The organism is Novosphingobium sp. 9, assembly GCF_025340265.1.
In the GTDB taxonomy this organism is placed as follows: Bacteria; Pseudomonadota; Alphaproteobacteria; order Sphingomonadales; family Sphingomonadaceae; genus Novosphingobium.
Window position 1 is genome coordinate 341,913 of sequence record NZ_CP022707.1, and the last position, 23,581, is coordinate 365,493.

Annotated in this window: 24 protein-coding genes; 5 read left to right on the forward strand and 19 right to left on the reverse strand. The window is 64.5% G+C overall.

Annotation, left to right across the window (positions count from 1 at the left end):
- Positions 1-60: 60 nt before the first annotated feature.
- Entirely contained in the window at positions 61-963 is a 903-nt protein-coding gene (locus tag CI805_RS01730; protein ID WP_260925516.1) for a sulfurtransferase, read from the forward strand.
- A 214-nt stretch (positions 964-1,177) separates the two neighbouring features.
- On the opposite strand, the gene CI805_RS01735 is transcribed toward CI805_RS01730, so the two are convergent.
- The 3 genes from CI805_RS01735 to CI805_RS01745 are packed head-to-tail and all read right to left on the reverse strand — an operon-like array spanning position 1,178 to position 3,098.
- Entirely contained in the window at positions 1,178-1,723 is a 546-nt protein-coding gene (locus CI805_RS01735) for a glutathione peroxidase (RefSeq protein ID WP_260925518.1), read from the reverse strand.
- Positions 1,724-1,734: 11 nt separating this feature from the next.
- Positions 1,735-2,391, reverse strand: a complete 657-nt coding sequence (locus CI805_RS01740; protein WP_260925520.1) for a CoA transferase subunit B — start codon at positions 2,389-2,391, stop codon at positions 1,735-1,737.
- Positions 2,391-3,098, reverse strand: coding sequence for a CoA transferase subunit A (locus CI805_RS01745; RefSeq protein ID WP_260925522.1), 708 nt, complete (start codon positions 3,096-3,098; stop codon positions 2,391-2,393). Before CI805_RS01745 ends, CI805_RS01740 begins: the two co-directional genes overlap by 1 nt.
- 196 nt (positions 3,099-3,294) lie before the next feature.
- Here CI805_RS01745 and CI805_RS01750 point away from each other — a divergent pair, with 196 nt between their 5' ends.
- Both CI805_RS01750 and CI805_RS01755 read left to right on the forward strand, forming a co-directional pair.
- Complete coding sequence (locus CI805_RS01750; protein WP_260925524.1) at positions 3,295-4,083, forward strand: universal stress protein; 789 nt, start codon at positions 3,295-3,297, stop codon at positions 4,081-4,083.
- A 505-nt stretch (positions 4,084-4,588) separates the two neighbouring features.
- Complete coding sequence (locus CI805_RS01755; protein ID WP_260925526.1) at positions 4,589-6,898, forward strand: CDC48 family AAA ATPase; 2,310 nt, start codon at positions 4,589-4,591, stop codon at positions 6,896-6,898.
- 70 nt (positions 6,899-6,968) lie between these two features.
- On the opposite strand, the gene CI805_RS01760 is transcribed toward CI805_RS01755, so the two are convergent.
- The 4 genes from CI805_RS01760 to polA form a co-directional block, all read right to left on the reverse strand.
- Positions 6,969-7,370 (reverse strand): hypothetical protein, encoded by a 402-nt coding sequence (locus tag CI805_RS01760; RefSeq protein WP_260925528.1) that lies wholly within the window; start codon positions 7,368-7,370, stop codon positions 6,969-6,971.
- Between the two features lie 58 nt (positions 7,371-7,428).
- Complete coding sequence (locus CI805_RS01765) at positions 7,429-8,235, reverse strand: glutaminyl-peptide cyclotransferase (protein WP_260925530.1); 807 nt, start codon at positions 8,233-8,235, stop codon at positions 7,429-7,431.
- Between the two features lie 59 nt (positions 8,236-8,294).
- Complete coding sequence (locus CI805_RS01770) at positions 8,295-9,443, reverse strand: mechanosensitive ion channel family protein (RefSeq protein ID WP_260925532.1); 1,149 nt, start codon at positions 9,441-9,443, stop codon at positions 8,295-8,297.
- Positions 9,444-9,564: 121 nt separating this feature from the next.
- On the reverse strand, positions 9,565-12,408 hold the full coding sequence (gene polA, locus CI805_RS01775; RefSeq protein WP_260925533.1) for a DNA polymerase I: 2,844 nt from the start codon (positions 12,406-12,408) through the stop codon (positions 9,565-9,567).
- 223 nt (positions 12,409-12,631) lie between these two features.
- Between polA and CI805_RS01780 the strand changes: the two genes are divergently transcribed.
- Complete coding sequence (locus tag CI805_RS01780; RefSeq protein WP_260925535.1) at positions 12,632-12,973, forward strand: hypothetical protein; 342 nt, start codon at positions 12,632-12,634, stop codon at positions 12,971-12,973.
- 82 nt (positions 12,974-13,055) lie between these two features.
- On the opposite strand, the gene bla is transcribed toward CI805_RS01780, so the two are convergent.
- The 5 genes from bla to CI805_RS01805 all read right to left on the reverse strand — a co-directional run bounded on the left by bla (position 13,056) and on the right by CI805_RS01805 (position 18,954).
- Entirely contained in the window at positions 13,056-14,123 is a 1,068-nt protein-coding gene (gene bla / locus CI805_RS01785) for a class A beta-lactamase (RefSeq protein WP_260925536.1), read from the reverse strand.
- Positions 14,124-14,327: 204 nt separating this feature from the next.
- Positions 14,328-15,176: an aspartyl/asparaginyl beta-hydroxylase domain-containing protein gene (locus CI805_RS01790; protein ID WP_260925539.1), complete on the reverse strand. Its 849-nt coding sequence runs from the start codon at positions 15,174-15,176 to the stop codon at positions 14,328-14,330.
- Between the two features lie 166 nt (positions 15,177-15,342).
- A complete protein-coding gene (gene groL / locus CI805_RS01795; protein ID WP_260925541.1) occupies positions 15,343-16,983 on the reverse strand; it encodes a chaperonin GroEL in 1,641 nt (546 codons plus the stop codon).
- 54 nt (positions 16,984-17,037) lie between these two features.
- Positions 17,038-17,322 carry a co-chaperone GroES gene (locus tag CI805_RS01800; protein WP_260925543.1) on the reverse strand — a complete coding sequence of 95 codons (285 nt, stop codon included), beginning with the start codon at positions 17,320-17,322 and terminating at the stop codon, positions 17,038-17,040.
- Between the two features lie 201 nt (positions 17,323-17,523).
- Entirely contained in the window at positions 17,524-18,954 is a 1,431-nt protein-coding gene (locus tag CI805_RS01805) for an MATE family efflux transporter (protein ID WP_260925544.1), read from the reverse strand.
- 123 nt (positions 18,955-19,077) lie between these two features.
- On the opposite strand from CI805_RS01805, the gene CI805_RS01810 reads away from it, so the two are divergent.
- Positions 19,078-19,512, forward strand: a complete 435-nt coding sequence (locus tag CI805_RS01810) for a c-type cytochrome (protein ID WP_260925546.1) — start codon at positions 19,078-19,080, stop codon at positions 19,510-19,512.
- Positions 19,513-19,590: 78 nt separating this feature from the next.
- On the opposite strand, the gene CI805_RS01815 is transcribed toward CI805_RS01810, so the two are convergent.
- The 7 genes from CI805_RS01815 to CI805_RS01845 all read right to left on the reverse strand — a co-directional run bounded on the left by CI805_RS01815 (position 19,591) and on the right by CI805_RS01845 (position 23,350).
- Positions 19,591-20,250 (reverse strand): hypothetical protein, encoded by a 660-nt coding sequence (locus CI805_RS01815; protein ID WP_260925548.1) that lies wholly within the window; start codon positions 20,248-20,250, stop codon positions 19,591-19,593.
- A gap of 184 nt (positions 20,251-20,434) precedes the next feature.
- On the reverse strand, positions 20,435-20,812 hold the full coding sequence (gene rplL, locus CI805_RS01820) for a 50S ribosomal protein L7/L12 (RefSeq protein ID WP_260925550.1): 378 nt from the start codon (positions 20,810-20,812) through the stop codon (positions 20,435-20,437).
- 90 nt (positions 20,813-20,902) lie between these two features.
- On the reverse strand, positions 20,903-21,415 hold the full coding sequence (gene rplJ, locus CI805_RS01825; protein ID WP_260925551.1) for a 50S ribosomal protein L10: 513 nt from the start codon (positions 21,413-21,415) through the stop codon (positions 20,903-20,905).
- Positions 21,416-21,747: 332 nt separating this feature from the next.
- A complete protein-coding gene (locus CI805_RS01830; protein WP_260925553.1) occupies positions 21,748-21,936 on the reverse strand; it encodes a helix-turn-helix domain-containing protein in 189 nt (62 codons plus the stop codon).
- A gap of 103 nt (positions 21,937-22,039) precedes the next feature.
- Positions 22,040-22,600, reverse strand: a complete 561-nt coding sequence (locus tag CI805_RS01835) for a hypothetical protein (RefSeq protein ID WP_260925555.1) — start codon at positions 22,598-22,600, stop codon at positions 22,040-22,042.
- A complete protein-coding gene (locus CI805_RS01840) occupies positions 22,600-23,148 on the reverse strand; it encodes a DUF2975 domain-containing protein (RefSeq protein WP_260925557.1) in 549 nt (182 codons plus the stop codon). Before CI805_RS01840 ends, CI805_RS01835 begins: the two co-directional genes overlap by 1 nt.
- A 22-nt stretch (positions 23,149-23,170) precedes the next feature.
- The gene (locus tag CI805_RS01845) at positions 23,171-23,350 is read right to left on the reverse strand and encodes a hypothetical protein (RefSeq protein WP_260925559.1); all 180 of its coding nucleotides are present in this window, start codon (positions 23,348-23,350) and stop codon (positions 23,171-23,173) included.
- Positions 23,351-23,581 lie beyond the last annotated feature (231 nt).

The following is a 23,581-nucleotide window of genomic DNA, read 5'->3' on the forward strand; positions in this document are numbered from 1 at the left end:
AGGCGATCATCGCCAAGTGAAAAGGCCGGGCCTTCCGCACAGGAAGCGCCCGGCCTTTTCATGTCTGCGCGATCCGCCTACCTCCACAATGACACTACCGGAGCAGCGCCCATGGCCTTCACGACGATCCTTTCCGCCGACGATCTCAAGGGCTTGCTCGCCTCCGCTACCCCGCCCCTGCTGCTCGACTGCAGCTTCGAACTGACCCAGCCGGGCAAGGGCCGCGAGGCCTATCTGGCGGGCCACATCCCCGGCGCGCGCTACGTCCATCTCGACGACGATCTTGCTGCGGCACCATCCGGCACCAATGGCCGCCATCCGCTGCCCGATGCCGAAGCCCTTGCGCAACGCCTGCGCGTGCTCGGCCTCTCGCAAGGCCAGCAGGTCATAGCCTACGATGCCAGCGGCGGAGCCTGGGCGGCGCGCGCCTGGTGGTTGCTGCGCTGGTTGGGGCATGAGGCGGTCGCCGTGCTCGACGGCGGACTGCCCGCGTGGGTCGAGGCGGGCGGCGCGCTGGAGGCAGGCGAGGCCGGGCCGACGATCGTCGGCGATTTCGCGCCCCGCGCGCCGCTGGTCGGCGGAACCATGGAGGCAGACGAAGTGCTCGCCAATATCGAAAGCCGCGCCGCACAAGTGCTCGATGCCCGCGATCCCTCACGCTTCCGGGGCGATCCCAACCCGATCGACCCGGTTGCCGGACATATTCCCGGTGCGAAGAACCGCTTCTTTCGCGACAATCTGGATGCGTCGGGCCGTTTTCGCCCTGCCAATGCGTTGCGCTCGGAGTTTACAGCCCTTTTGGGAGAGGCGCACGCCATCCTCCAATGCGGTTCGGGCGTAACCGCCTGTCACAATGCCCTCGCCATGGAGATCGCGGGGCTACCCGGTGCCAGACTCTATCCGGGGTCATGGAGCGAGTGGATCGCCGATCCTTCGCGGCCTGTTGCGACGGGGGAAGTTTGAGGGGGGAGCAAGGGTGACACTGGGGCCATAGGCCCCAGACCCGTTACGTCTTCCGGCTTCGGCCTTGCGCCTGAAGAACGCTCTGAGCGAAAATCAACGCTGCGCCTCGGATACGCGAGACGCCCTGCCCAACCCGAAACACCAGCGCCGGGAGACGTTCCGGGGGTGCAGGGGGTCATAACCCCCTGCTGTTCAACCTTCCCTCTTCAACCCTTCACTTCGCCAGCTCTGCCTCGACAGCAGCGATCAACCCGGCATCGTCCGGCGCCACGCCCGGCGCGAAGCGGGCCACCACGCTGCCATCGCGCCCGATCAGGAACTTCTCGAAGTTCCACAGCACTTCGGGGTCTTCGGTCGGCGTCATGCCGTAGCCGCGCAGCTTCTCGCGGAATTCCTCGACCGGCCCGGTCTTGGTCGGATAGGCTTCGGTCAGCGCGGCATAGAGCGGCTGCTTGTCCGCCCCGGTAACGTCGGCCTTGGCGAAAAGCGGGAACGAGACGCCGAAATTCAGCTGGCAGAATTCGACGATCTCCTCGTTCGAGCCCGGCTCCTGCGCACCGAAGTCGTTGGCGGGGAAGCCGAGGATCTCGAACCCCTCGTCCTTGTGGGCCTTGTAGAGCACTTCGAGCCCTTCGTACTGCGGAGTCAGCCCGCACTTGGACGCTACGTTGACGATCAGCAGCACTTTGCTGGCGTGCCGGGCCAGCGTGTCGGCAGCGCCATCGATGCGGGTCAGCGGGATCGTGGACAGGTCGGTCATGGTACTACTCCTCAGCTGACGTATTTCGCGGTGGTCTTGGCGGCGACTTCCTCGGCAGTGACGCCGGGGGCCAGTTCGACCAGCTTGAACGGGCTGTCGTGATCGGGGCGCTGGAACACGCACAGGTCGGTGACGATCATGTCCACCACGTTCTTGCCGGTCAGCGGGAGGGTGCATGCGGGGATGAACTTGGGATCGCCGGATTTGGAGGTGTGCTCCATCACCACGATAATCTTCTTGACGCCCGCGACGAGATCCATCGCACCGCCCATGCCCTTGATCATCTTGCCGGGGATCATCCAGTTGGCGATATCGCCCTGCTCGTCCACTTCCATCGCGCCCAGCACGGCAAGGTCGATGTGGCCGCCGCGGATCATCGCGAAGCTGGTGGCGCTGTCGAAATAGGCCGACTGCGGAAGTTCGCTGACGGTCTGCTTGCCGGCATTGATCAGGTCCGCATCGACTTCGTCCGGATAGGGGAACGGACCGATGCCGAGCATGCCGTTCTCGCTCTGCAACGTCACTTCGACGCCATCGGGAACGTGGTTCGCCACCAGCGTCGGGATACCGATGCCGAGGTTCACGTAGAACCCGTCCTCCAGTTCCTGCGCCGCGCGGGCGGCCATCTGGTCGCGGCTCCAGCCCTTGGTTGTGGTTGCTTCGGACATCAGGCGGCCTCCCTTTCGCGAGTCGTCGTGAATTCGATCTTCTTGTCGTAAGGCGCGCCCATGACGAGGCGCTGGACGAACACGCCTGGCAGGTGGATGTGATCGGGATCGAGGCTGCCGACGGGCACGATCTCCTCCACTTCGACCACGCAGACCTTGCCGCACATCGCGGCAGGCACATTGAAATTGCGCGCTGTCTTCCGGAAAATCGTATTGCCGCTCTCATCCGCCTTCCACGCCTTCACCAGCGCGAGATCGGCGAAGATGCCCTGCTCCAGAATATAGTCCTGACCGCCGAAGTTCTTCACTTCCTTGCCCTCGGCCACTTGCGTGCCGACGCCGGTCTTGGTGTAGAAGCCCGGAATCCCGGCACCGCCCGCGCGCATACGCTCGGCCAGCGTGCCCTGCGGACAGAACTCGACTTCCAGTTCACCCGAGAGGAACTGGCGCTCGAACTCCTTGTTCTCACCCACGTAGGACGAGATCATCTTCTTCACCTGATGGGTGCGCAGCAGCTTGCCGATGCCTTCGTTGTCGATACCGGCGTTGTTGCTCGCAAACGTGAGATCCTTCACGCCCGAGGCACGCACCGCGTCCAGCAGACGTTCGGGCAAACCGCTGAGCCCAAAGCCGCCCGAGGCGATCAGCAGGCCATCGCGCAGAACCCCGTCGAGCGCGGCCTCCGCGCTGGGATAGAGCTTCTTCATGCCGAACCGAATCCTTCCCTTATGTCTTTCGCTTGAGGGGTAATCTGGTGCTGCAATGCAGCGAGGACAAGCCGGTTTCGACGCGCTCACCACTCTTCGGCATATTCTTTGATCCGGCCTTTTGACTTCGATCATGTCCCGCGAACCGGCGCGTGGTAAAAAGCGTTCAGGAGAACCCAGGAAGAGGAATCCCGACATGCGTGCCATTCTTGTCAACGCCGACCGTTCGCCCAGCACCGGTGCCCGACTCGAGTTCGCACTCGACCTTGCGCGGATTCGCGATGGCCACCTCACGGTGCTGCTCGACACCCCGGTCACGCGCTATATCGCGATGGACCCGCTCGGCGGCAGCCACGTAATGTCGGACGCCCTCGCCAAGGCGCGGCTGGAGGATGACGAGGCTGCCGATCGCATCGAGGCCCGGCTGGCGCGTGACGATGTGCCCTTCGACATCCTGCGCGCCGAAGCCGACCCGGTCAGCGCGCTCGCCCAAGCTGCCCTGCTGGCGGACCTGACCATCGTTTCGCGCAAGGAAGGTGGCGCACTGGCGGGCGATCTCGCGCTTGCCAGCCGAACCCCGGTTCTGGTGCTGCCCGAAAATCGCGTCCCCGCCCTGCCCCTTGCGAAAGCCTGCGTGGCCTGGGACGGCGGCGAGCAGGCGACGGCCGCGCTCAAGGCCGCCCTGCCGCTGCTGGCGAGCGCCGAGACCGTCACGGTCATCACCGTGGCCGAAAAGGCAGGCGGCTATCCCGCGACCGATGCGCTTTCGTACCTGTCGCGCAACGGCATCCATGCCGAACTGGAGGAACATGTCCGTCGCGGCTCGATCGAGGAGACACTGGGCATCGCCGTCACGCAGGCAGGCGCCGATCTTCTGGTCATGGGCGCCTACGGCAAAAGCTGGATGCGCGAGTTGCTGTTCGGTGGCGTGACGGCGCACTTCCTGTCCGATTCGCAGGCACCGGCCCTGCTTCTGGCCCACTGAAGGCTGCATTTTTGCACCTGCACAGGGCGTCTGAGCGTTTCAAATCGCGTTGCCGATGATAACGTTTGCATCGGCTCGTCGATTTCAACGTGCAGTCCGTATACTATTCAGCTCAACCGTTATTACATTCAATATATTGATTTATATGGATTTAATTGCCTTTTTGCATCGCAATTCCATGTACCGCAAGGTTAATTGCATGTTTTGCAATCAACTTTCATGCAATTCGCTCTTGCAGAAATGCCGCCTCAGGGTCATACAGGACGGGCCTTTCAGGCATCCTCTCCCAAAACTTCCATGGCCTGGTCGGAAACGACCGGGCCTTTTTTTCGTCTTCGCGACACGCACGGCGGTGGCCCTTTGCGCGCAACCTGAAACGCGATGCGCACGTTCCTTCTTTCCCCGGTTTGAAATCGCCCCGGCCGATACCTAGTTCGACCGCAACGGATGGGTCTGCGCATGCTCTCAGGAGCAAACGTCAGCACCCGGCATGGAAAGGAAGCAGATGGCAGAGGTTCAGGCGCCGGTGGACGACCGGGTGGTCAAGCTGCAGGTGGCGGCGGCTCGCCAGGAAGAGAGCGGTCAGGGTATCGCCCGCCTTTCGCGCGCCTCGCTTTCGGCGCTGGGCGCGCTGGAAGGCGATGTGCTGGAAATCACCGGCAAGGCCGTAACTGTCGCTCGCGCGGTGCTCGCCTACGAGGAGGACGAAGGTCTCAGCGTCATCCGCCTCGACGGCCTCCAGCGCGGCAATGCTGAAGTCGGTTCGGGCGATCAGGTGAGCGTGCGCAAGGCTGAATCGCGCCCGGCGCAGCGCGTTGTCTTTGCCCCTGCGCAGAAGGACATGCGCCTGCAAGGGCCGTCCGCCGCGCTCAAGCGCAACTTCTTCCAGCGCCCGCTGGTGCAGGGCGATCTGGTCGCCACCGCCGGGCAGCAGCAGGTCGCCGACATTCCGCCGGAGTTGCGCCGGATGTTCAACGCGCCCGCCTATGCGCTGACGCAGATTCGTCTCAATGTCGTCTCGACCACGCCGCGCGGCATCGTCCATATCGACGAGGATACCGAAGTCGAACTGCGCGAGACCTTCGAAGAAGCGCACGACGGTCGCGGCGACGTCAATTATGACGATGTCGGGGGCATGGGCGATACCATCCGCCAGTTGCGCGAGATGGTGGAACTGCCGCTGCGCTATCCCGAACTGTTTACCCGCCTCGGCGTCGCCCCACCCAAGGGCGTGCTGCTCCACGGCCCGCCGGGAACCGGCAAGACGCGCCTTGCGCAGGCCGTCGCGAACGAGAGCGAGGCCAGCTTCTTCTCGATCAACGGCCCCGAGATCATGGGATCGGGCTATGGCGAGAGCGAAAAGCACCTTCGCGAGGTGTTCGAGGAAGCGACCAAGGCCGCGCCCGCGATCGTCTTCATCGACGAGATCGATTCGATCGCCCCCAAGCGCGATCAGGTGCATGGTGAGGCGGAGAAGCGCCTTGTCGCGCAGCTGCTCACGCTGATGGACGGGCTCAACAGCCGCGCCCACGTCGTCGTGATCGCCGCGACCAATCGCCCCGATGCCATCGACGAGGCGCTGCGCCGCCCCGGTCGGTTCGACCGCGAGATCGTGATCGGCGTACCGGACGAGGCCGGTCGCCGCGAGATCCTGGGCATCCACACCCGCGGCATGCCGCTGGGCGACGGCGTGGACCTGAAGGAACTGGCGCGCACCACCCACGGCTTCGTCGGTGCCGACCTTGCCGCGCTCACCCGCGAGGCAGCGATCGAGGCGGTGCGCCGGATCATGCCCCGGCTCGATCTGGAAGCGCGCACGATCCCTCCCGAAGTCCTCGAATCGCTGTCGGTCGAGCGCGACGATTTCATCGCGGCGCTCAAGCGCGTCCAGCCCTCGGCCATGCGCGAGGTCATGGTGCAGGTGCCGAACATCGGCTGGTCCGATATCGGCGGCCTTGGCGAGGCGCAGATGAAGCTGAAGGAAGGCGTCGAGCTGCCGCTGAAGAACCCGGAGGCCTTCCGCAAGCTGGGCATCCGCTCGGCCAAGGGCTTCCTGCTCTACGGCCCGCCCGGCACCGGCAAGACGCTGCTGGCCAAGGCCGTCGCCAAGGAGGCCGAGGCGAACTTCATCTCGATCAAGTCGTCCGACCTGCTCTCCAAGTGGTACGGCGAGAGCGAACAGCAGATTGCTCGCCTGTTCGCCCGCGCCCGGCAGGTCGCACCTTGCGTGATCTTCATCGACGAGATCGACAGCCTTGTCCCCGCGCGTGGGATGGGCGGTGGCGGCGGCGAGCCGCAGGTGACGGGGCGCGTGGTCAACACGATCCTCGCCGAAATGGACGGGATGGAGGAACTCCAGTCGGTCGTGCTGATCGGCGCCACCAACCGTCCAGCGCTGGTCGACCCCGCGCTGCTGCGCCCCGGTCGCTTCGACGAACTGGTCTATGTCGGCACCCCCGACCGGGCCGGGCGCGAGCATATCCTGGGCATCCACACGGCAAAGATGCCGCTGGCCGAGGACGTGCTGCTGGGCGAGATCGCCGACCGCACCGCGCGCTTCACCGGCGCCGATCTGGAAGACGTGGTGCGCCGCGCCGGCCTCACCGCGATCCGCAAGCGCGGCGCAGCCGTGGAAGCCGTCACCATGGCCGACTTCGACGACGCACTGGCTGACAGCCGCGCCACCGTCACCGAGGAAATGGAGGCCGAATACGAGGCGATGAAGGGCGAGTTGAAGAAGCGCGCGATGGACGTGAACCCCATCGGCTTCCTCTCCCCAGGAATGGTCTCCTCCACCCGCGAGAGCAAGCACTGACCACGCTGCCGGGGATGGGTGTGGAAACGCCTGTCCCTGGGATACCCTATCGCAAAGAGCAGGAGGTCCGCTAACGCAAGACCTCTGCAATCACCCTTGAAATCTGGACCTCCTGTGGTCGGCTGCGGATCATCAAGAACGATCCTGACCATGAGCCAGCTATGGCCCATGTACCAGAGATTTCCGTCCCGTGCTCGTCGATCGCTCCAAAGTATTGAACAGGGCTCTTCGAACGATTGAAATCATCATATCTTTTGATGAAATTGATCTCCCGACCATGCCGCTGCCCCTCTATTAGCGCATACAATATACAACCTTTTTGAGACCCTACAGCACAGATTTCGGTTGTTTCGCCCGAAATCATTCCAAAATTTTCAAGCAACTCAGCATCAAACTGGCATGGCGGCAATTGACGAGGGTAATGAAATATTCCCTTCCAAATCCCGCTCAAATTTACGTCATTACGTGTCACAGCATCTATCTACGACGGAAGATCAGCAGTCGCAATCGGTGAATAATTTAGCGCCCCTTCACCGGCACTCCGGCTCGATCTGGAACAGCGTGCTCCAGTACTTGCCGGTCACGAAAATCCGCTTGCCCGCCGCGTCGTAGGCGATGCCGTTGAGCACGGCGTCGGGATCGTCGGTGCCCGCCTTGGCGCGCAGGCCGGACATGTCCATCCACTCCTTCACATGGCCGGTCGCAGGGTCGATCCGGGCGATGCGGTCGGTCATCCACACGTTTGCCCAGATTTCGCCGTCGATCCATTCCAGCTCGTTGAGATTGCGGATCGGGCGGCCCTGATCGGTAACTTGCAGAGAACCGGTCTGCTCCATCGTCTTGGGATCACGCAGGCGCAGACTGGCCGAACCGTCGCTCTGGTAGACCACGCCGTCGTGGATGGTCATGCCCCAGCCCTCGCCCGCATAATGGAAGAAGCCGAGCGGCTGGAATGTGCGCTTGTCCCAGCGATAGCCCACGCCATCGCGCCACGTCAGGCTGATGATCTGGTCGCCCCAGGCAACGATGCCCTCGCCGAAATAGGTGGGATCGATGCGGGTCTGCTGGGTCGGCGTCGAGCTGTCGAGGCTGCGCTTGGTGATCCACGAATCGCCCGGCTGCCCGGTGCTCTCGAACAGCGCACCGTCCTGATAGAACAGCCCTTCGGTGAAGGCGGTCGGGTCGTGCGGGAAGGTCTTGACCACGCGGTAGGTGCAGACCGGGGCTACGACAGCCTCTTTTACCGGCGCGGCGCAGGCCGAAAGGCTCACCAGAGCAGAACCAAGCGCCAGAACAGAGGCCACGGCGCGGCGCGCCGACAAGAACGATGGGATCATGGCTGACGGGGTGACGCAAGCGCGGCCCGCCTGCAAGCCCCATCGTGCGGGATGCGCGCTCAGCTCGCCGCGTCGGGCTTCGGCGAAGGTCCAGCGAGGTCGCCCAGTACCCGCACTGTCTCCGACGCGGCAGCAAGTTCCAGCGCCCCCACCGGCAACTGGCGCTGGCGCACGAGAGCCTGCGGCTGGTTGCGCGCGATCCAGTCCAGCATGTGCTCGCGGATTTCGCAGCGCAGGTCGAACAGCGTGCCGCCATCCTTGGCCGACAGCAGCAGGCGCACTTCCATTGCCTGCGCGCTGTGATCGGTCACCTGCAGGATCTGCGCGCGCTTGTCCCACAGGCGATGCCCGGTGATGACGCGGGTATACTCCTCGCGGATCGGGGCGATATCCGTCGCCGGATCAAGGTAAATCATCACGAAGCCCAGAAGTTGCGAGGTGGACTTGGTCCAGTTCGCGAAAGTGTCCTCAAGGAACCGCGTGGTCGGCACCACCAGCCGCCGGTCATCCCACACGCGCACCACCACGTAGGTCGTGCGGATATCCTCGATCCGGCCCCATTCGCCATCGAGCACGACCACATCGTCGATCGAGATCGGCTCCGTCAGCGCCATCTGGAAGCCCGCGATCAGCGCCTTGAGCGCAGGCTGCGCCGCCGCGCCCACCGCCAGTGCGGCAAGCCCTGCCGAGGCCATCAGCGTCGCACCGATCTTCATCACGCCGGGGATCGAAAACAACATCAGCGAAACGGTGAGGAAGATGATCAGGAAGCTTGCGATGCGGCTGAGGATGGCGAGGCGCGTGCGCCGCCGCCGCGCATTGCGGTTGTCCTCCACGGTGATGTCGGCCCGCAGCGACATCGCCTCGACGAAAGAATGGAGGATCGCAAGCGCGATCCAGCCGATCAGCAGCGGCATCACGAAGCCCGAGACATGATCCCAGAAGTCGCTGAGCGCCGGGGTCTGGCGCGCGGCCAGCACCATGCCCATCGCCACGAAAGCCCAACGCGTGGGCCGGGCAAGGCGGTGGACGAGAATGTCGTCCGTCTCGCTGCGGCTGGCCTTGGAGATGCGCGTCAGGATGCGGAACAGTACCGCATGGAGCACCATGGCGAGCAGCGCTCCGAGCGCGGCGGCGATCAGCGCGACCAGAACCTGTGCGGCCCAGTCGGGGACGCCGTGGATCTGGCGTTCGATAAGGCGGGTCATGCCTTGCAAACTATGTTGCAGCGCAACAGTTGCAAGGCTTGCTCCGATCCGGACCGGACAGCCTGCCGCGCTTCAGGCCCGGTCCGCAGCAGGGGCGAACTTGGGCGGAGGCCTTTAGACCCTAGTGTGCTGCGCCCCAGCTGGAACCATGCCCGATCTCGACGCCCAAGGGCACGTCCAGCGTCACCGCAGGTTGCGCGGCTTCGGCCATGACCTGCCGGATGACCGGAGAGGCCGCCTCCACATCGCCCTCGGGCAGTTCGAACACCAGTTCGTCGTGGACCTGCAGCAGCATCCGAACATGCCCCAGTCCCGCTGCTGCCAGCGCGGGGTTCATGCGGGCCATGGCGCGCTTGATGATATCGGCGCTGGTGCCCTGGATCGGCGCGTTGATCGCGGCGCGCTCGCTGCCCTGCCGCTCGGTGCCGTTCTTCGAGGTGATCCGCGGGAACCACGTCTTGCGACCGAACAGCGTTTCGGAATAGCCGCGCTCGCGCACCTGCTCCAGCGTCTCGTGGATATAGCGCTGGATGCCGGGGAAGCGCTCGAAATAGCGGTCGATCATCGCCTGCGCCTCGTCCGCCTCGACGCCCAGACGGCCCGCAAGGCCCCAGCGAGAGATGCCGTAGAGGATCGCGAAGTTGATCGTCTTGGCGCGCCCGCGCGTGTCGCGGTCGACGGTGCCGAACATCTCCATCGCCGTGCGCGCGTGAATGTCCTCGCCGTTCGCGAAGGCTTCCTTCAGGCTCGGCACCTCGGCCATGTGCGCAGCAAGGCGCAGTTCGATCTGCGAATAGTCGGCGGAGAGCAGGACGTTGCCCGCCTCGGGCACGAAGCAGTCGCGGATCTGGCGACCGATCTCGGTGCGAACCGGGATGTTCTGGAGGTTGGGATCGGTGGACGAAAGCCGCCCGGTCTGCGCCCCGACAAGGCTGTAGCTGGTGTGGACGCGCCCCGTCGCCGGGTTGATCGCCGCCTGCAAGGCCTCGGTATAAGTCGAGCGCAGCTTGGAGAGCTGGCGCCACTCCAGCACCTTGGTCGCGACCGACGCACCTTGCGCGGCGAGGCCTTCGAGCACCGACTGGTCGGTGGAGTACTGGCCGCTCTTGCCCTTCTTGCCACCCTTGTAGCCCAGCTTGTCGAACAGGATATCGCCCAGCTGCTTGGGACTGCCGATGGTAAACTCCTGCCCGACGTCGGCAAAAATGTCCTTCTCCAGCGTGCCGATCGCCTCGGCGAACTGGCTGGAGAGGCCGGCAAGACGGTCGCGATCGACCTTGATGCCGTGGCGCTCCATCTGCGCGACGACCGGGATCAGCGGACGGTCGACCCGCTCGTAGATGCGCGTGCCGCCCTCGAACGAGAGACGCGGGCGCAGCATCTGGTGGAGGCGCCAGGTAACGTCGGCATCCTCCGCCGCATAGGGCGTGGCGCGGTCGAGCGGGACTTCGCTGAACGGGATCGCCTTCTTGCCGGTGCCGCACACGTCCTTGAAGGCCATGGTCTTGTGCGAGAGATGCCGCTCGGCCAGCTCGTCCATGCCGTGGCCGCCGCCGATCCCTTCGATCTGGCGCCCGGCATCGAGGCAGAAGCTCTCGATCATCGTATCGTCGATGGGCGAGACGTGAATATCGTGGCGCGCCAGCACGTTGAGGTCATACTTGATGTTCTGGCCGACTTTCAGCACCGCATCGCTTTCGAGCAGCGGCTTGAGGATACGCAGCGCGTCGGCCAGCGGCACCTGTGCGGGCTTCTCGGCAAACATGTCGGAGCCGCCATGGCCCAGCGGCATGTAGCAGGCCTTGTTCGGGCCGATGGCAAGGCTTACGCCCGCAAGGTCGGCACGCAGCGCATCGAGCGCCGAGGTTTCGGTATCGACCGCCACCAGACGCGCCGCGAAAGCATCGGCCACCCAGCGCTCCAGCGCCTCAACGGTCTGGACGCATTCGTAGGCGGCATAGTCCACCGCAGGCCATGCGGGCAGCGACTGGCGGACGAGCCCGGCCTTCTCAGGCGCCGCGCCTGCCGTTACCGGCTTGGCCGGGTGCAGCTGCGTCGCGCGTTCCGGGCTGCCCGCCCCGGTGCCGAGACGCTTCAACAGACTGGTGAAGCCGTGGAAGCTCAGGAACGCGGCCAGCGGATCGGGCGGGATCGCATCGAGCTTCAGCGCGTCGAGCGCCAGCGGCAGCGCGCAGTCTTCCTTCAGCGTCACCAGCACCTTGGACAGCCGCGCCTGATCGGCCTGCTCGATCAGGCGTTCCTGCAACTTGGACTTCTTCATCGACGGCGCGGCGGCGAGCGCGGCTTCGAGATCGCCGTAGTCCTGAATCAGCTTGGTCGCGGTCTTGGGGCCGACGCCGTAGACGCCCGGCACGTTGTCCACCGCATCGCCCATCAGCGCGAGCACGTCCCCGACCTTCTCGGGCGGCACGCCGAACTTTTCGACCACCTCGGGAATGTCGATGCGCTGGTTCTTCATCGTATCGAGCATGTCGACACAGCCGCCACCGGTCCCGCACTGCCCCACAAGCTGCATCAGATCCTTGTCGGAAGAAACGATCGTCACATCCCAGCCCTGCGCGGTGGCGGCGCGGGCATATGAGGCGATCAGATCGTCCGCCTCATAGCCGATCTCCTCGATGCAGGGCAGCGAGAAGGCGCGCGTCGCCTCGCGGATCAGCGGGAACTGGGGCACCAGATCCTCCGGCGGCGGGGGGCGGTTGGCCTTGTAATCGGCGTAGATATCGTTGCGGAACGACTTGCTGCTGGCATCGAGGATGACCGCCAGATGCGTCGGCCCGTCGGCCTTGTTCAGGTCCTCGGCCAGCTTCCACAGCATCGTCGTATAGCCGTAGACCGCGCCCACCGGCGCGCCCTCCGGGTTCGTCAGCGGCGGCAGACGGTGATAGGCGCGGAAGATATAGGCCGAGCCATCGACGAGGTAGAGGTGCTGCTTGGAATCCATGGGCACAGCCCTAGCAGCGCATGCGGGCGCCGTCAGCCATCCAATGCCGCTCCCTTCCCCACTGTCCCCCGTCAGGGAACGTTGCGATGCGACGGGCGTTTATCGCCGATGCTTGAACCTCGGGGTGGGGAAGCGTACCTGAGGGGCCGGAATACGGCTTCATGGGTTCGCATAACGCCCCCGAAGAGCCATCCTATCGGTATGAAAGAGGGATAACTGGAAGATGCGCAAGACTGTCATTGCCGCCACGCTCGCCCTGGGCGCGCTCTCGCTGGCCGCCTGCTCGCAAAAGACGCAGGACACGGCCTCGGAAGCCGCCTCTTCGGCTGCTGACGACATTTCGGACAACGCCTCAGCCGCAGGCGATGCCATCAGCGACGCGGGCCAGAAGGTTTCGCAGGCCGCAGACCAGACCGTCGATGCGACCAAGGATGCCGCGTCCGACGCTGCCGATGCCACCAGCGACACTGCCTCGGACGCCGCGCAGGCTGCCAAGGACGCCGAAGCGGCGCTCAACGCCGACATGCACAAGGACGACACCAGCAAGGCCGACGGCAGCAACTGATCGTCCCTGCAGGAAACGAAAAAGGGGCGCGCCGGTCAGTCCGGCGCGCCCCTTTTTCGTTGGCTTGGTAGCAAATATCAGATCAGCGCGAGGCAGTCTGATAGCCGTTGCGGGCCTGATTCTGGTAGCCTTGATAGATCGTACGGGCGATCTCGGCGATGCGGTTGTCGCGTCCGAGGTGCGAGCCGTGCCCGGTCACATAGATCGCCACCGCAATCGGATGCCCTTCCGGCGAGGAGATCACGCCGATGTCGCTCGACACGTTGTGCAGCGTCCCTGTCTTGTGCGCCAGATCGACCCCAGCGGGCAGGCCCGCCGTGATACGACGACGACCGGTGACGCAGCGATCCATGATCGAGAACAGCGTCTTGCGGCTGTTATCGCTCAGCCAGCGGCCTTCGTAGAGGCCGCTCAGGAAGCGGACCATGGCGAGCGGGGTGGCGCTGTCACGCTTGTCGATCACCGAGGCCGGGTCGATCGCGCCATCGTCCCGCACCAGGGTCAGGATATCGCGATCAAGTCGGAAATCCTCGATACCGGCGCGGTGCATGAAGGCATTGACCGCAGCGGGGCCGCCCACGACCTTGAGGATGCCGTCGGTCGCCATGTTATTCGAGTGGATGAGACTGGCTTCGAGCAGCGCGCGCGCGGTCATGCGCGGGCCGGGACGCGCCGGGGCGACCGCGCTGGAGAACGGGGCCGAACGCACCGGCATCATCATCGGGTAGATGGTGTCCAGGCTCCACTTGCCCTCGTCCACGCCCTGCAGGAAGGTTGCAGCAATCGCCACCTTGCTGGTGCTGGCCATCGGGAAGCGCTGGTCGCCCAGCACGCTGACAGTCTGCCCGGTGACGAGATCCATCGCCGCCACGCCGATGCGGCCTTGTGCCGAATTGGCGACCGAGGCGAGTTGCTTCTCGAACGCGGTGTCATAGGTCGGGGTCGAGCGGAACTCGGTCCCGAACATGGTGTCGAAAGCGTCCTGGACCTGACCCAGTTCGCCTGCCTGCACGCCGCTGCCGACGGGGACCAGCGCGGCAAGCGCCGCCGCCGCGACGCCCAGCGTGCGGCGCTTGATCCAGGCCTGTTTCAGCAGACCCTGCCCACGCTCCTGCAGAACGTCAACATCCAGGGCCTGTACGGCCGTCATTGCAGCCCGTCCGCTGCGCACCCAAGTCTTGCCCGCCAATGTCATTGCGATCCCATTCTGGGTGAAAACCAGTTTCAGGATGCTTAACAGTTCATCGACAGACCGCCACTGACGCGCGACGAACTGCATTTGGCTTGCGGCCATTGCCGAAAGACGATGCTTTCTGTCGCCGGAACGACGGAATCGGCAGCTATTCTGTGCGAATCATGCGCCGATCGCCTTGCGCACGTCCTGCACATAACTGGTGCGTTTCACGCCTGCGAGGAACAGCTTTCCCAACAGGCGTCCCGGCCAGCGCATCGGCCGCATCACCTGCAGGAACAGGATCACCCGCGCCCTGTCTGTATGGTTCCAGGCCTCATGCTCGTAAGTTTCGTCGAATACGAAAAGTTCGCCTTCGCGCCAGCCATGATCCTCGCCATCAACCTTGATCCCGCAGACCTCGCTGCCGCCTGGCACCGAGAGGCCAAGGTGGACATTGAGCATCGCCTTGGTGACGCCATGGTGCGAAGGAACATCGGTTCCCGGCTCGAACACCGAATAGAACGCGACGACGACGTTAGGAATGCGATCGACCAGTGCCGCCGTCTGCGGGCACTTCGCCCTGTTCATCGGGGAATCGTAGCCATAGCCCTTGAAGAAGAAGCTCTTCCACTTCGCGCTGGGCGCGATGCGACGATGGTCGGGACTGATCTTGGCAAAGGCGGGAACGGCGTCGCGTTCGGCCAGTACGGCGCGGGCCTCGGCTGCGATCGCCTGCCAGTTGGCACGAAGCAGTTCGATGCCAGGCACTGGCGCCGGATCGATGATCGGGGTGGTGGCGATGGTCGAGAAGCGGGCCAGAAACCGGTTAAGTGGCTTGCGGATACGCTTGCCCAGTTTAACCGCTCGGGTTTCCTTAATCCGCTCAAACCGCTCTTCCTGCACCTGCCCAGACGTCGATACCGGCGTCGATACATGCAAGGGCGTAGAGGGTGAAACGTCCTGCGCCCCAACCGACGGGATCACAGGCTCACTTGCGCCGTTCGGCACGCGAATGACTTCGTGCTTCATATCCTTTTCAGGCTCCTGTCGTTCCGTCCCCGACAGTCGCGCGGCGCCTTCCCCACTTGCCCGAGAATGCGTCGCAACAGCCTGATAAACGAAAAGACCGGGATGCGGTTGCATCCCGGCCTCATCATTTTGTCCGGTGGTACCGGCTCTGGTCGGTTTTATCCGATCAGAAGCCGCCCATGCCGCCCATGCCGCCCATGTCGGGCATGGCCGGGGCGGGCTTGTCGTCGGGCTTCTCGCTGATCGCCGCTTCGGTGGTGATCAGCAGGCCTGCAACCGATGCGGCGTTCTGCAGCGCGCTGCGAACGACCTTGGTCGGGTCGATGACGCCGGCGGCCTTGAGGTTCTCGTAGGTCTCGGTCGCGGCGTTGAAGCCCAGCGTCTCGTCCGACTGGTCGAGCAGCTTGCCGGCGACAACGGCGCCGTCGATGCCTGCGTTCTCGGCGATCTGCTTGATCGGTGCGGCAATCGCCTTGCGGACGATGTCGATACCGCGGGTCTGGTCGTCGTTCGCGCCGGTCAGGCCTTCGAGAGCCTTGGTGGCGTACAGCAGAGCCGTGCCGCCGCCCGAAACGATGCCTTCCTCAACAGCTGCGCGGGTCGCGTGGAGAGCGTCGTCGACGCGGTCCTTGCGCTCCTTCACTTCGACTTCCGAAGCGCCGCCGACCTTGATGACGGCCACGCCGCCAGCCAGCTTTGCCAGACGCTCCTGCAGCTTCTCGCGGTCGTAGTCCGAAGTGGTGACTTCGATCTGCGCACGGATCTGCTCGACGCGGCCCTTGATGTCGTCGGCCGAACCCGAACCGTCGACGATCGTGGTGTTGTCCTTGTCGATGGTGACCTTCTTGGCCTGGCCCAGCATGCCGAGCGTGACGCTCTCCAGCTTGATGCCGAGGTCTTCCGAGATCATCTCGCCGGCGGTCAGCGTGGCGATATCGCCCAGCATCGCCTTGCGACGATCGCCGAAGCCCGGAGCCTTGACGGCTGCGATCTTCAGGCCGCCACGCAGCTTGTTGACGACGAGCGTGGCCAGAGCCTCACCCTCGATGTCCTCGGCGATGATGAGGAGCGGACGGCCCGACTGCACCACGGCTTCGAGGATCGGCAGCAGCGCCTGGAGCGACGACAGCTTCTTCTCGTGGATGAGGATGTACGGGTTCTCAAGCTCGACCGTCATCTTCTCGGGGTTGGTGACGAAGTAGGGCGAGAGGTAGCCACGGTCGAACTGCATGCCCTCGACGACGTCGAGTTCGAATTCGAGACCCTTGGCCTCCTCGACGGTGATCACGCCTTCCTTGCCGACCTTCTCCATCGCCTCGGCGATCTTCTGGCCGACTTCCTTGTCGTCGTTGGCCGAGATGATGCCGACCTGGGCGATTTCCGACGAACCCGCAACCGGGGTCGAACGCGCGGCGAGGTTCTCGACGACCTTGCCGACAGCGAGGTCGATGCCGCGCTTGAGGTCCATCGGGTTCATGCCGGCAGCAACCGACTTCATGCCCTCGCGAACGATCGCCTGAGCAAGAACGGTCGCGGTGGTGGTGCCGTCACCGGCCTTGTCGTTGGCCTTCGAGGCCACTTCGCGCAGCATCTGCGCGCCCATGTTCTCGAACTTGTCCTTGAGTTCGATTTCCTTGGCGACCGACACACCGTCCTTGGTGATGCGGGGCGCACCGAAGCTCTTGTCGATCACGACGTTGCGGCCCTTGGGGCCGAGCGTCACCTTGACGGCGTTGGCGAGCGTGTCGACGCCCGAGAGAATGCGCTCGCGCGCATCGCGGCCGAACTTGACGTCCTTGGCAGCCATGTTGAATTCCTTTTATGAAATCAGAAGAGTTGAAAGCAGACTTGGTGGTTCGGCTCAGCCGATCACGCCCAGGATGTCCGATTCCTTCATGATCAGCAGGTCTTCGCCGCCAACCTTGACTTCGGTGCCCGACCACTTGCCGAACAGCACGCGATCGCCAACCTTGACGTCGAGCGCGACGATCTTGCCGTCGACGACGGCGCCGTTGCCGGCAGCGACGATTTCGCCCTCAGCCGGCTTTTCCTTGGCGCTGTCGGGGATGATGATGCCACCGGCCGTCTTTTCCTCGGCCTCGACGCGGCGCACGAGAACACGGTCGTGCAGCGGACGGAAAGTCATTGGGGTGTCTCCCTCTTGATCCTGAAAACAGGTAAAACTGTACTTGGCACTCACCCATCGAGAGTGCCAACGGCGCCGGATATGGTCTCGGGTCCAAGGGTCGTCAAGCGGGAGGTGCCAGAAAAAAATGACCGGGTGGTGTCAGCTGCGACGGGTCGGGGTCAGGCTGAGATCGTCAGGCCACGCTCAGGCGGCCGAAAGTCACACAGGACTGAACTCCGGCGCGGGCACCGGCATCGGTGGCTCCGCCATGTCCGGATGGCGCGCCATGATCGCATCGCGGCGCATCCAGCGCGCCAGCAGCAGGATCGCGGCCACCGTCAGGCCGACCGCCAGGCCGATCCACACACCCAACCCGCCCAGCGGCGTCCAGAATGCCAGCGCTGCCGACGTGCCGAACCCCGCCACCCAGTACCCCAGCAAGGCGATCAGGAACGGCACACGCGTATCCTGAATGCCGCGCAGCACACCCGCGACCACCGCCTGCAACCCGTCCGTCAGCTGGAAGATCGCGGCGACGAACAGGAATTCGAGCGCAAAGCCCACCAGCGCGGCATTCTTCGCCTGATGCGGATCGAGATAGAGCGACACGATGGCGCCCGGCGCCAGCAGCATCAGCGAGGCGGAGACGACCATGAAGGCCATACCGATCGCGATCGAGGCCCAGCCCGCACGCGCCACACCCGCGCGGTCGCCCGCGCCATAGCTGTAGCCGACGCGAATCGTCGCCGCCTGCCCGACCCCAAACGGCACCATGAAGGCAAACGAGGCGATCTGCAGCGCGATGGCGTGGGCCGCGAGTTGCATCTCGCCGATGCGGCCCATCAGGAAGGCAGCGGCGCTGAACAACCCGCCCTCGGCCATCAGCGTCGCGGCGATCGGAAGGCCGAGTGCGAGCATCTGGCGGGCGCGCACCCACTCGGGCCGCCACCAGCGCCCGAAGATACGGTAGCGGTGCAGGCGCCGGTCCATGCGGATCGCCAGCGCATAGGCGAACACGGTGACAATGGCCGTGGAGATGCTGGAGGCCGCAGCCCCGTCCAGCCCCAGTGCAGGCAGGCCGAAATGGCCGAACACGAGCGCATAGTTGCCGATGACGTTGGTCAGGATCTCCAGCCCGGTGATGACCGTGGCGAAGACCGGTCGCCCCAGCGCCGACACAAACGTGCGCAGAACATTGCCGATCGCCATCGGGATCACCGAGATCGACAGCACCGCCAGAAAGCGCGAGGACAGCGCGACCACCTGCGGGTCCTGCCCGGTCGCGCGCATGATCGAGCCGCCCATCAGGCATACCCCCATGCAGACCACGCCCAGCCCAACCGCCAGCCACATCGCCATGCGGGTCGACCGGCGAACCTCGCGCACCGCATGGCGGCGGCGGCCCAGTTCGGCGGCAATCAGCGGGGCAACAGCGCCGGTCAGACCGTTGAGCCCCATCATCAACAGGGCAATGATCGCGACGGCCAGACTGGACGCCGCCAGTTGCTTGGCGCCGAGGCGCGAGATGAACATCACGTCGCTGGCATAGACCGCCATCTGCAACAGGTTCGCGATCGCCAGCGGCGCTGCCAGCCGGGCCGTCGCCACCAGTTCGGCGCGGAAGGTCGATGTCCTTGCAAGCGTAGTCATAAAGGTCGCGATAGGGCGCGACAGAGCCTTGCGATAGGGCCTTATGCCGCCTTTTCATCGCCCCCTCGCTGCGCTAGTCCCCCGCCGGGGCATGCCCAGTGCCCGTCAACGGGACACTTTGCCATGACTCTCAAGCTCTTGCGCCCTGCGCTGGCCCCGCTGGCCGCCCTTGCCCTGCTGGCAGGCTGCGGCGGCGGAAACGCCTCCTCTTCGCAGGATTCCGAGGACGATGCGGCACAGGATACGGCTCCTGCGCCCGTCGCCGCAGCCGGTGCGCCGGCAGGGTTCGCCGTGTGCCAGTCCTGCCATTCGGTGCAGGCGGGCGTGAACAGCGTCGGGCCGTCGCTTGCCGGGATCTACGGCAGCAAGGCGGGCGCGGTGCCGGGCTACAGCTTCAGCCCGGCCTTGGCGAACTCGGGCATCGTCTGGGACGAGAAATCGCTCGATACCTGGCTGCAAGGACCGATGCAGATGGTTCCGGGCACCAAGATGGTGATCTCCGTCTCCGATCCGGCGCGTCGCAAGGCCGTGATCGCGTATCTCAAGACGCTGAAGTAAATAGACGAAAGGGCGGCCTGACACGCAGACCGCCCTTCCATGCGCGACCCTTGCGGGACGGGTTCAGACCTGTAGCCCTCAGACCTTCTGGCCGGGCGTCGGTCCATCCTGCTGGACAGGCGCTTCGGCCTTCACGGGAACAGCCTTTGCCGCGGCGCCCGAACCTGCCGCCTCGCAGGAATCGGACGAGACCTTGGTCAGTTGCGGCTTGCCGCCCTGCCCCTGCTGTTGTCCTTCAGAACTGTAGGAGACCGTGCGCGTGCAGCCATTGGCATCGGTCGTGCTCGACACATAGCTGAAGTGGCTGCCCCTGGGCATGTCACCGACAACGGTGAAGCCCGGAGCACCGCTCCCAACACTGGCCTGCCCGTTCGCCGAGGCTGCCACCATGTGTTGCTGCATCTGCGCGGCCTGCTGCTGCATCACCGCCGCGCGCTGCATCATCATGTGCATCTGGGCGTCCATCATCGCTGAAACGCGATCCATTTGCACGAAGGGATCGTCCATCGCCGCCTGCTCGTAAGCGGCCGGGTCCATCTGCATGGCCGGGACGAACTGCACCTGGGGCGCCACGTCTCCGGCATAGTGAATTTCGACCACCGACCCGTCCGGCGCCTTGACGTTCATCGTGTGGAGCTTGGCGGTCGCCGCCTCGGCAGCTCCAGCCGCGAGTAGCGCCAATACGGCGGCACCGATCAGATATTTGCGCTCAGGCAGGCGCATGGCAGGCAGACGCATGGGGATGTCACTCCTTCAAGATTCTGTGCAATGGCAGGGAAGCTGCCTGTCGCAACCTGAACCCCGGATGACAGCGCCGAACAGCCCATCGCATCCCGGCTCGGGGCAGCCCAAAGAAAAAGGGCGGCGCCTTGCGGCACCGCCCTTTCCCTGAAATCCTGTCCGGGAAATCCCGGAAAGAAGATTACTTGAGCTCGACAGTGCCGCCGGCTTCTTCGATCTTCTTCTTGATCTCTTCGGCTTCAGCCTTCGAAGCGCCTTCCTTGAGGGCCTTCGGAGCGCCTTCGACGAGAGCCTTGGCTTCAGCCAGGCCCAGACCGGTGATGGCGCGGACTTCCTTGATGACGTTGATCTTCTTGCCACCGTCGCCGGTGAGGATCACGTCGAACTCGGTCTTCTCTTCAGCAGCGGCGCCAGCGTCGCCACCGGCAGCCGGAGCGGCAACGGCAACAGCAGCGGCAGCCGAAACGCCCCATGCTTCTTCAAGGGCCTTGGCGAGGTCAGCGGCCTCGAGGACGGTCAGCTGCGACAGTTCTTCAACAAGCTTGGCGATGTCAGCCATGATAATACACTCCTGATCTGTGGTCCCGGCAGGGCCTCATGCCGCAGCCGGGATAAATCGTTTCTTCGATTCGAATTGCCGAGGCGAAACTCAGGCAGCCTTGTCGGCGTAGGCGCCGAAGACGCGGGCCAGCTTGGCCGCCGGAGCGGTCGAGAGCTGGGCGATCTTCGTCGCGGGAGCCTGGACGAGGCCGATGAGCTTGGCGCGCAGTTCGTCGAGCGAGGGCATCGAGGCGAGAGCCTTGACGCCGTCCGCGTTCAGAACCTGCGACCCCATCGATCCGCCGACGATCTCGATCTTGTCGGTCGTCTTGGCGAAGTCGACCACTGCCTTGGCGGCTGCGACGGGGTCCACCGAAGTGGCGATGGCCGTCGGGCCGGTCAGGAAGTCGCCGAGACCGACATAGTCGGTGCCGTCGATGGCGATCTTGGCAAGACTGTTCTTCGCGACCTTATAGGTTGCACCAGCTGCGCGGATCCGGTTGCGCAGATCGGTGGACTGCGCCACCGACATGCCGAGGTTGCGCGTGACAACTGCCACACCAACTTCGTTGAACGCCGCGTTGAGCTGGGCGACCGAATCGGCTTTCTGCGAACGATCCATGCCTTACTCCTTCACAATGGCTGCAAGGGGCGAGCCCCCGACAGCCGGCTACGTATTGTCCGGCAGACGCAAGGCCAGCCGGGCGAGTCCGTTTCGAAGGGGAAGGAGTGCCTGTGCCTGTCCCTGAGGACGCGGATCACGAGGCGGGCACCACACTCCAGTAAAGAGCGAAGGGCCGGAATTTATCCTGTTCCCCGCCTAGGCTGGAAATTAAGCCCCCAAACGGGAGCACCAACTGTCTCGGACGGATGAACCATGAGTCGAAACCCATGCGGTTCGGCGGCGCCTTTCGCGCAAAGCGGGGGCAGAGTCAACTTAAACTGACACTGACGTCAGCCGGGCCTACCCTCGCTCTCCCCGCCTTCCGGCGCATAGCCCAGCAGATCGCCCGGCTGGCATTCCAGTTCGCGGCAGATCGCCTCCAGCGTCGAGAAGCGGATCGCCTTGGCCTTGCCGGTCTTGAGGATCGACAGGTTCGCCAGCGTGATCCCGATCCGCTCGGCCAGCTGGGTCAGCGTCATGCGCCGCTCGTAGAGCAAGTCGTCGAGGCGAACGACGATGCGGGTCGCGTCGGTCGCGGCAGCATCGGAGGGAGCGGTATCGGAAGGGTCGGTGAGGGGGGCATCAGACGGTGCCCTCTACGTCCTGCTCCAGCGCATGACCATGGCGAAAGACGCGGGCGAGGACGAACAGCACCAGCGCGAAGGCCAGCGTGTTGCCGCCGCCGAAGTCCACCGACACGGCAAAACCCGCCACCGTCCCGCCGATCGGCAAGCCGACCAGACCTGCGAAGAACTGGATCGCCGCCAGTTCGATCACGCACATGGCCAGACCTTCGATACGGCCTGCATTAGCGGGCGCAAACGGACACTTTTCCGCTACGGTGGCAATGATCGCCAGAACCTTGCCAATGGCCTTGCCCGTCACCGACAGCGCGCCGATCGCTAGCAGCAGCGAACCGACGGGCGCCCACACCGGGTCGAGCAGCCCGTGCCCGAAGGGTCGGCTGGCGATCAGGGTGGAGATCAGTCCGAAGACCGCGACCACCTGCGATATCGTGACCCCGACCAATGCCACGACCAGCACGATCGTCGCCGTCGCCAGCAGCGGGTCCTCGAAGATGCGGCGCGCATTTTCCTTCGACGGGCGGTCGGTTGTGAGAAGCCTCCAGGCTGCGTTCGCCATCACACCGTCTCCGCCAGTTCGGCACGCATTTCCGCGCCCTTGCGGAACACCCGCGCGAGGATGAACAGGACCAGCATCAGCAGCAGGCCGTTACCCGACACATTGCCGTCGCTGAAATCGAGATGCATCGCCCCGCTGGCCTTAGCCATATGCGCAAGCCACTGCCCCAGCCCCGCTAGCGGAATGCCGAGAATCTGCACGTCGAGCGAAAGCCAGGCCATGCCGGTCAGCCGCGTTGCATTCTCGGGCACGAAGGGATCACCCTCGCCCACCGTGTCGACGATCCGCTTGAGATGGTAGAGCATCCGCAGCAGCAGGCCCATCATCAGCGCGGTGACAAGCAGCAGACCGACAAGGGCAATCATCAGGTGCCCCGACGATACGTCCGGCGCATCGACGGCAAGACCGGCCGCGATGTCACTGCGAAAGATCAGGACCGGCAGCACCGCAACCAGACAGGCCGCGCCCGCCAGCGCGAACACGCCCATCAGAAACCACAGCAGCCCCCGCGCAATGGCGAGCAGCGGGTCACGGGGAATAGCTCTCATCGTCAAATTCCTTGGCAAGAACTCAATAAAGCGGGACCGCGATGCCGGGCGACGCGACCGACGCGCACCCGAAAGCGTGGGCCGAGACGAACGTCCCGCCGAACGCGGCGGTCAGCAGCAGCATCGCAGCCCAGAGGGGCAGCGTGGTGATGTCAGAAGCAGGGATACGAACACGCATGTTCCGTTCTCCGATATGGCTCATATCGAATTTCAATAATATCGAGTCGCCATATCGTCAATCGATAATATCGAAATTCGATAATTTCGCTCCACCGAAACGAGTCCCGCACCGCAGAAATCCGTACGCCACCCCTTTGACAGACCCCGCACCTTTTCCTATATCGCGGGAGCCCGACGCTTCGAGCAAGGCAGGCCCATGCGCGGGGGCCTGCTCCGAAAGGAAGCGATCTTACGGCATTCATCTGACGCGAAA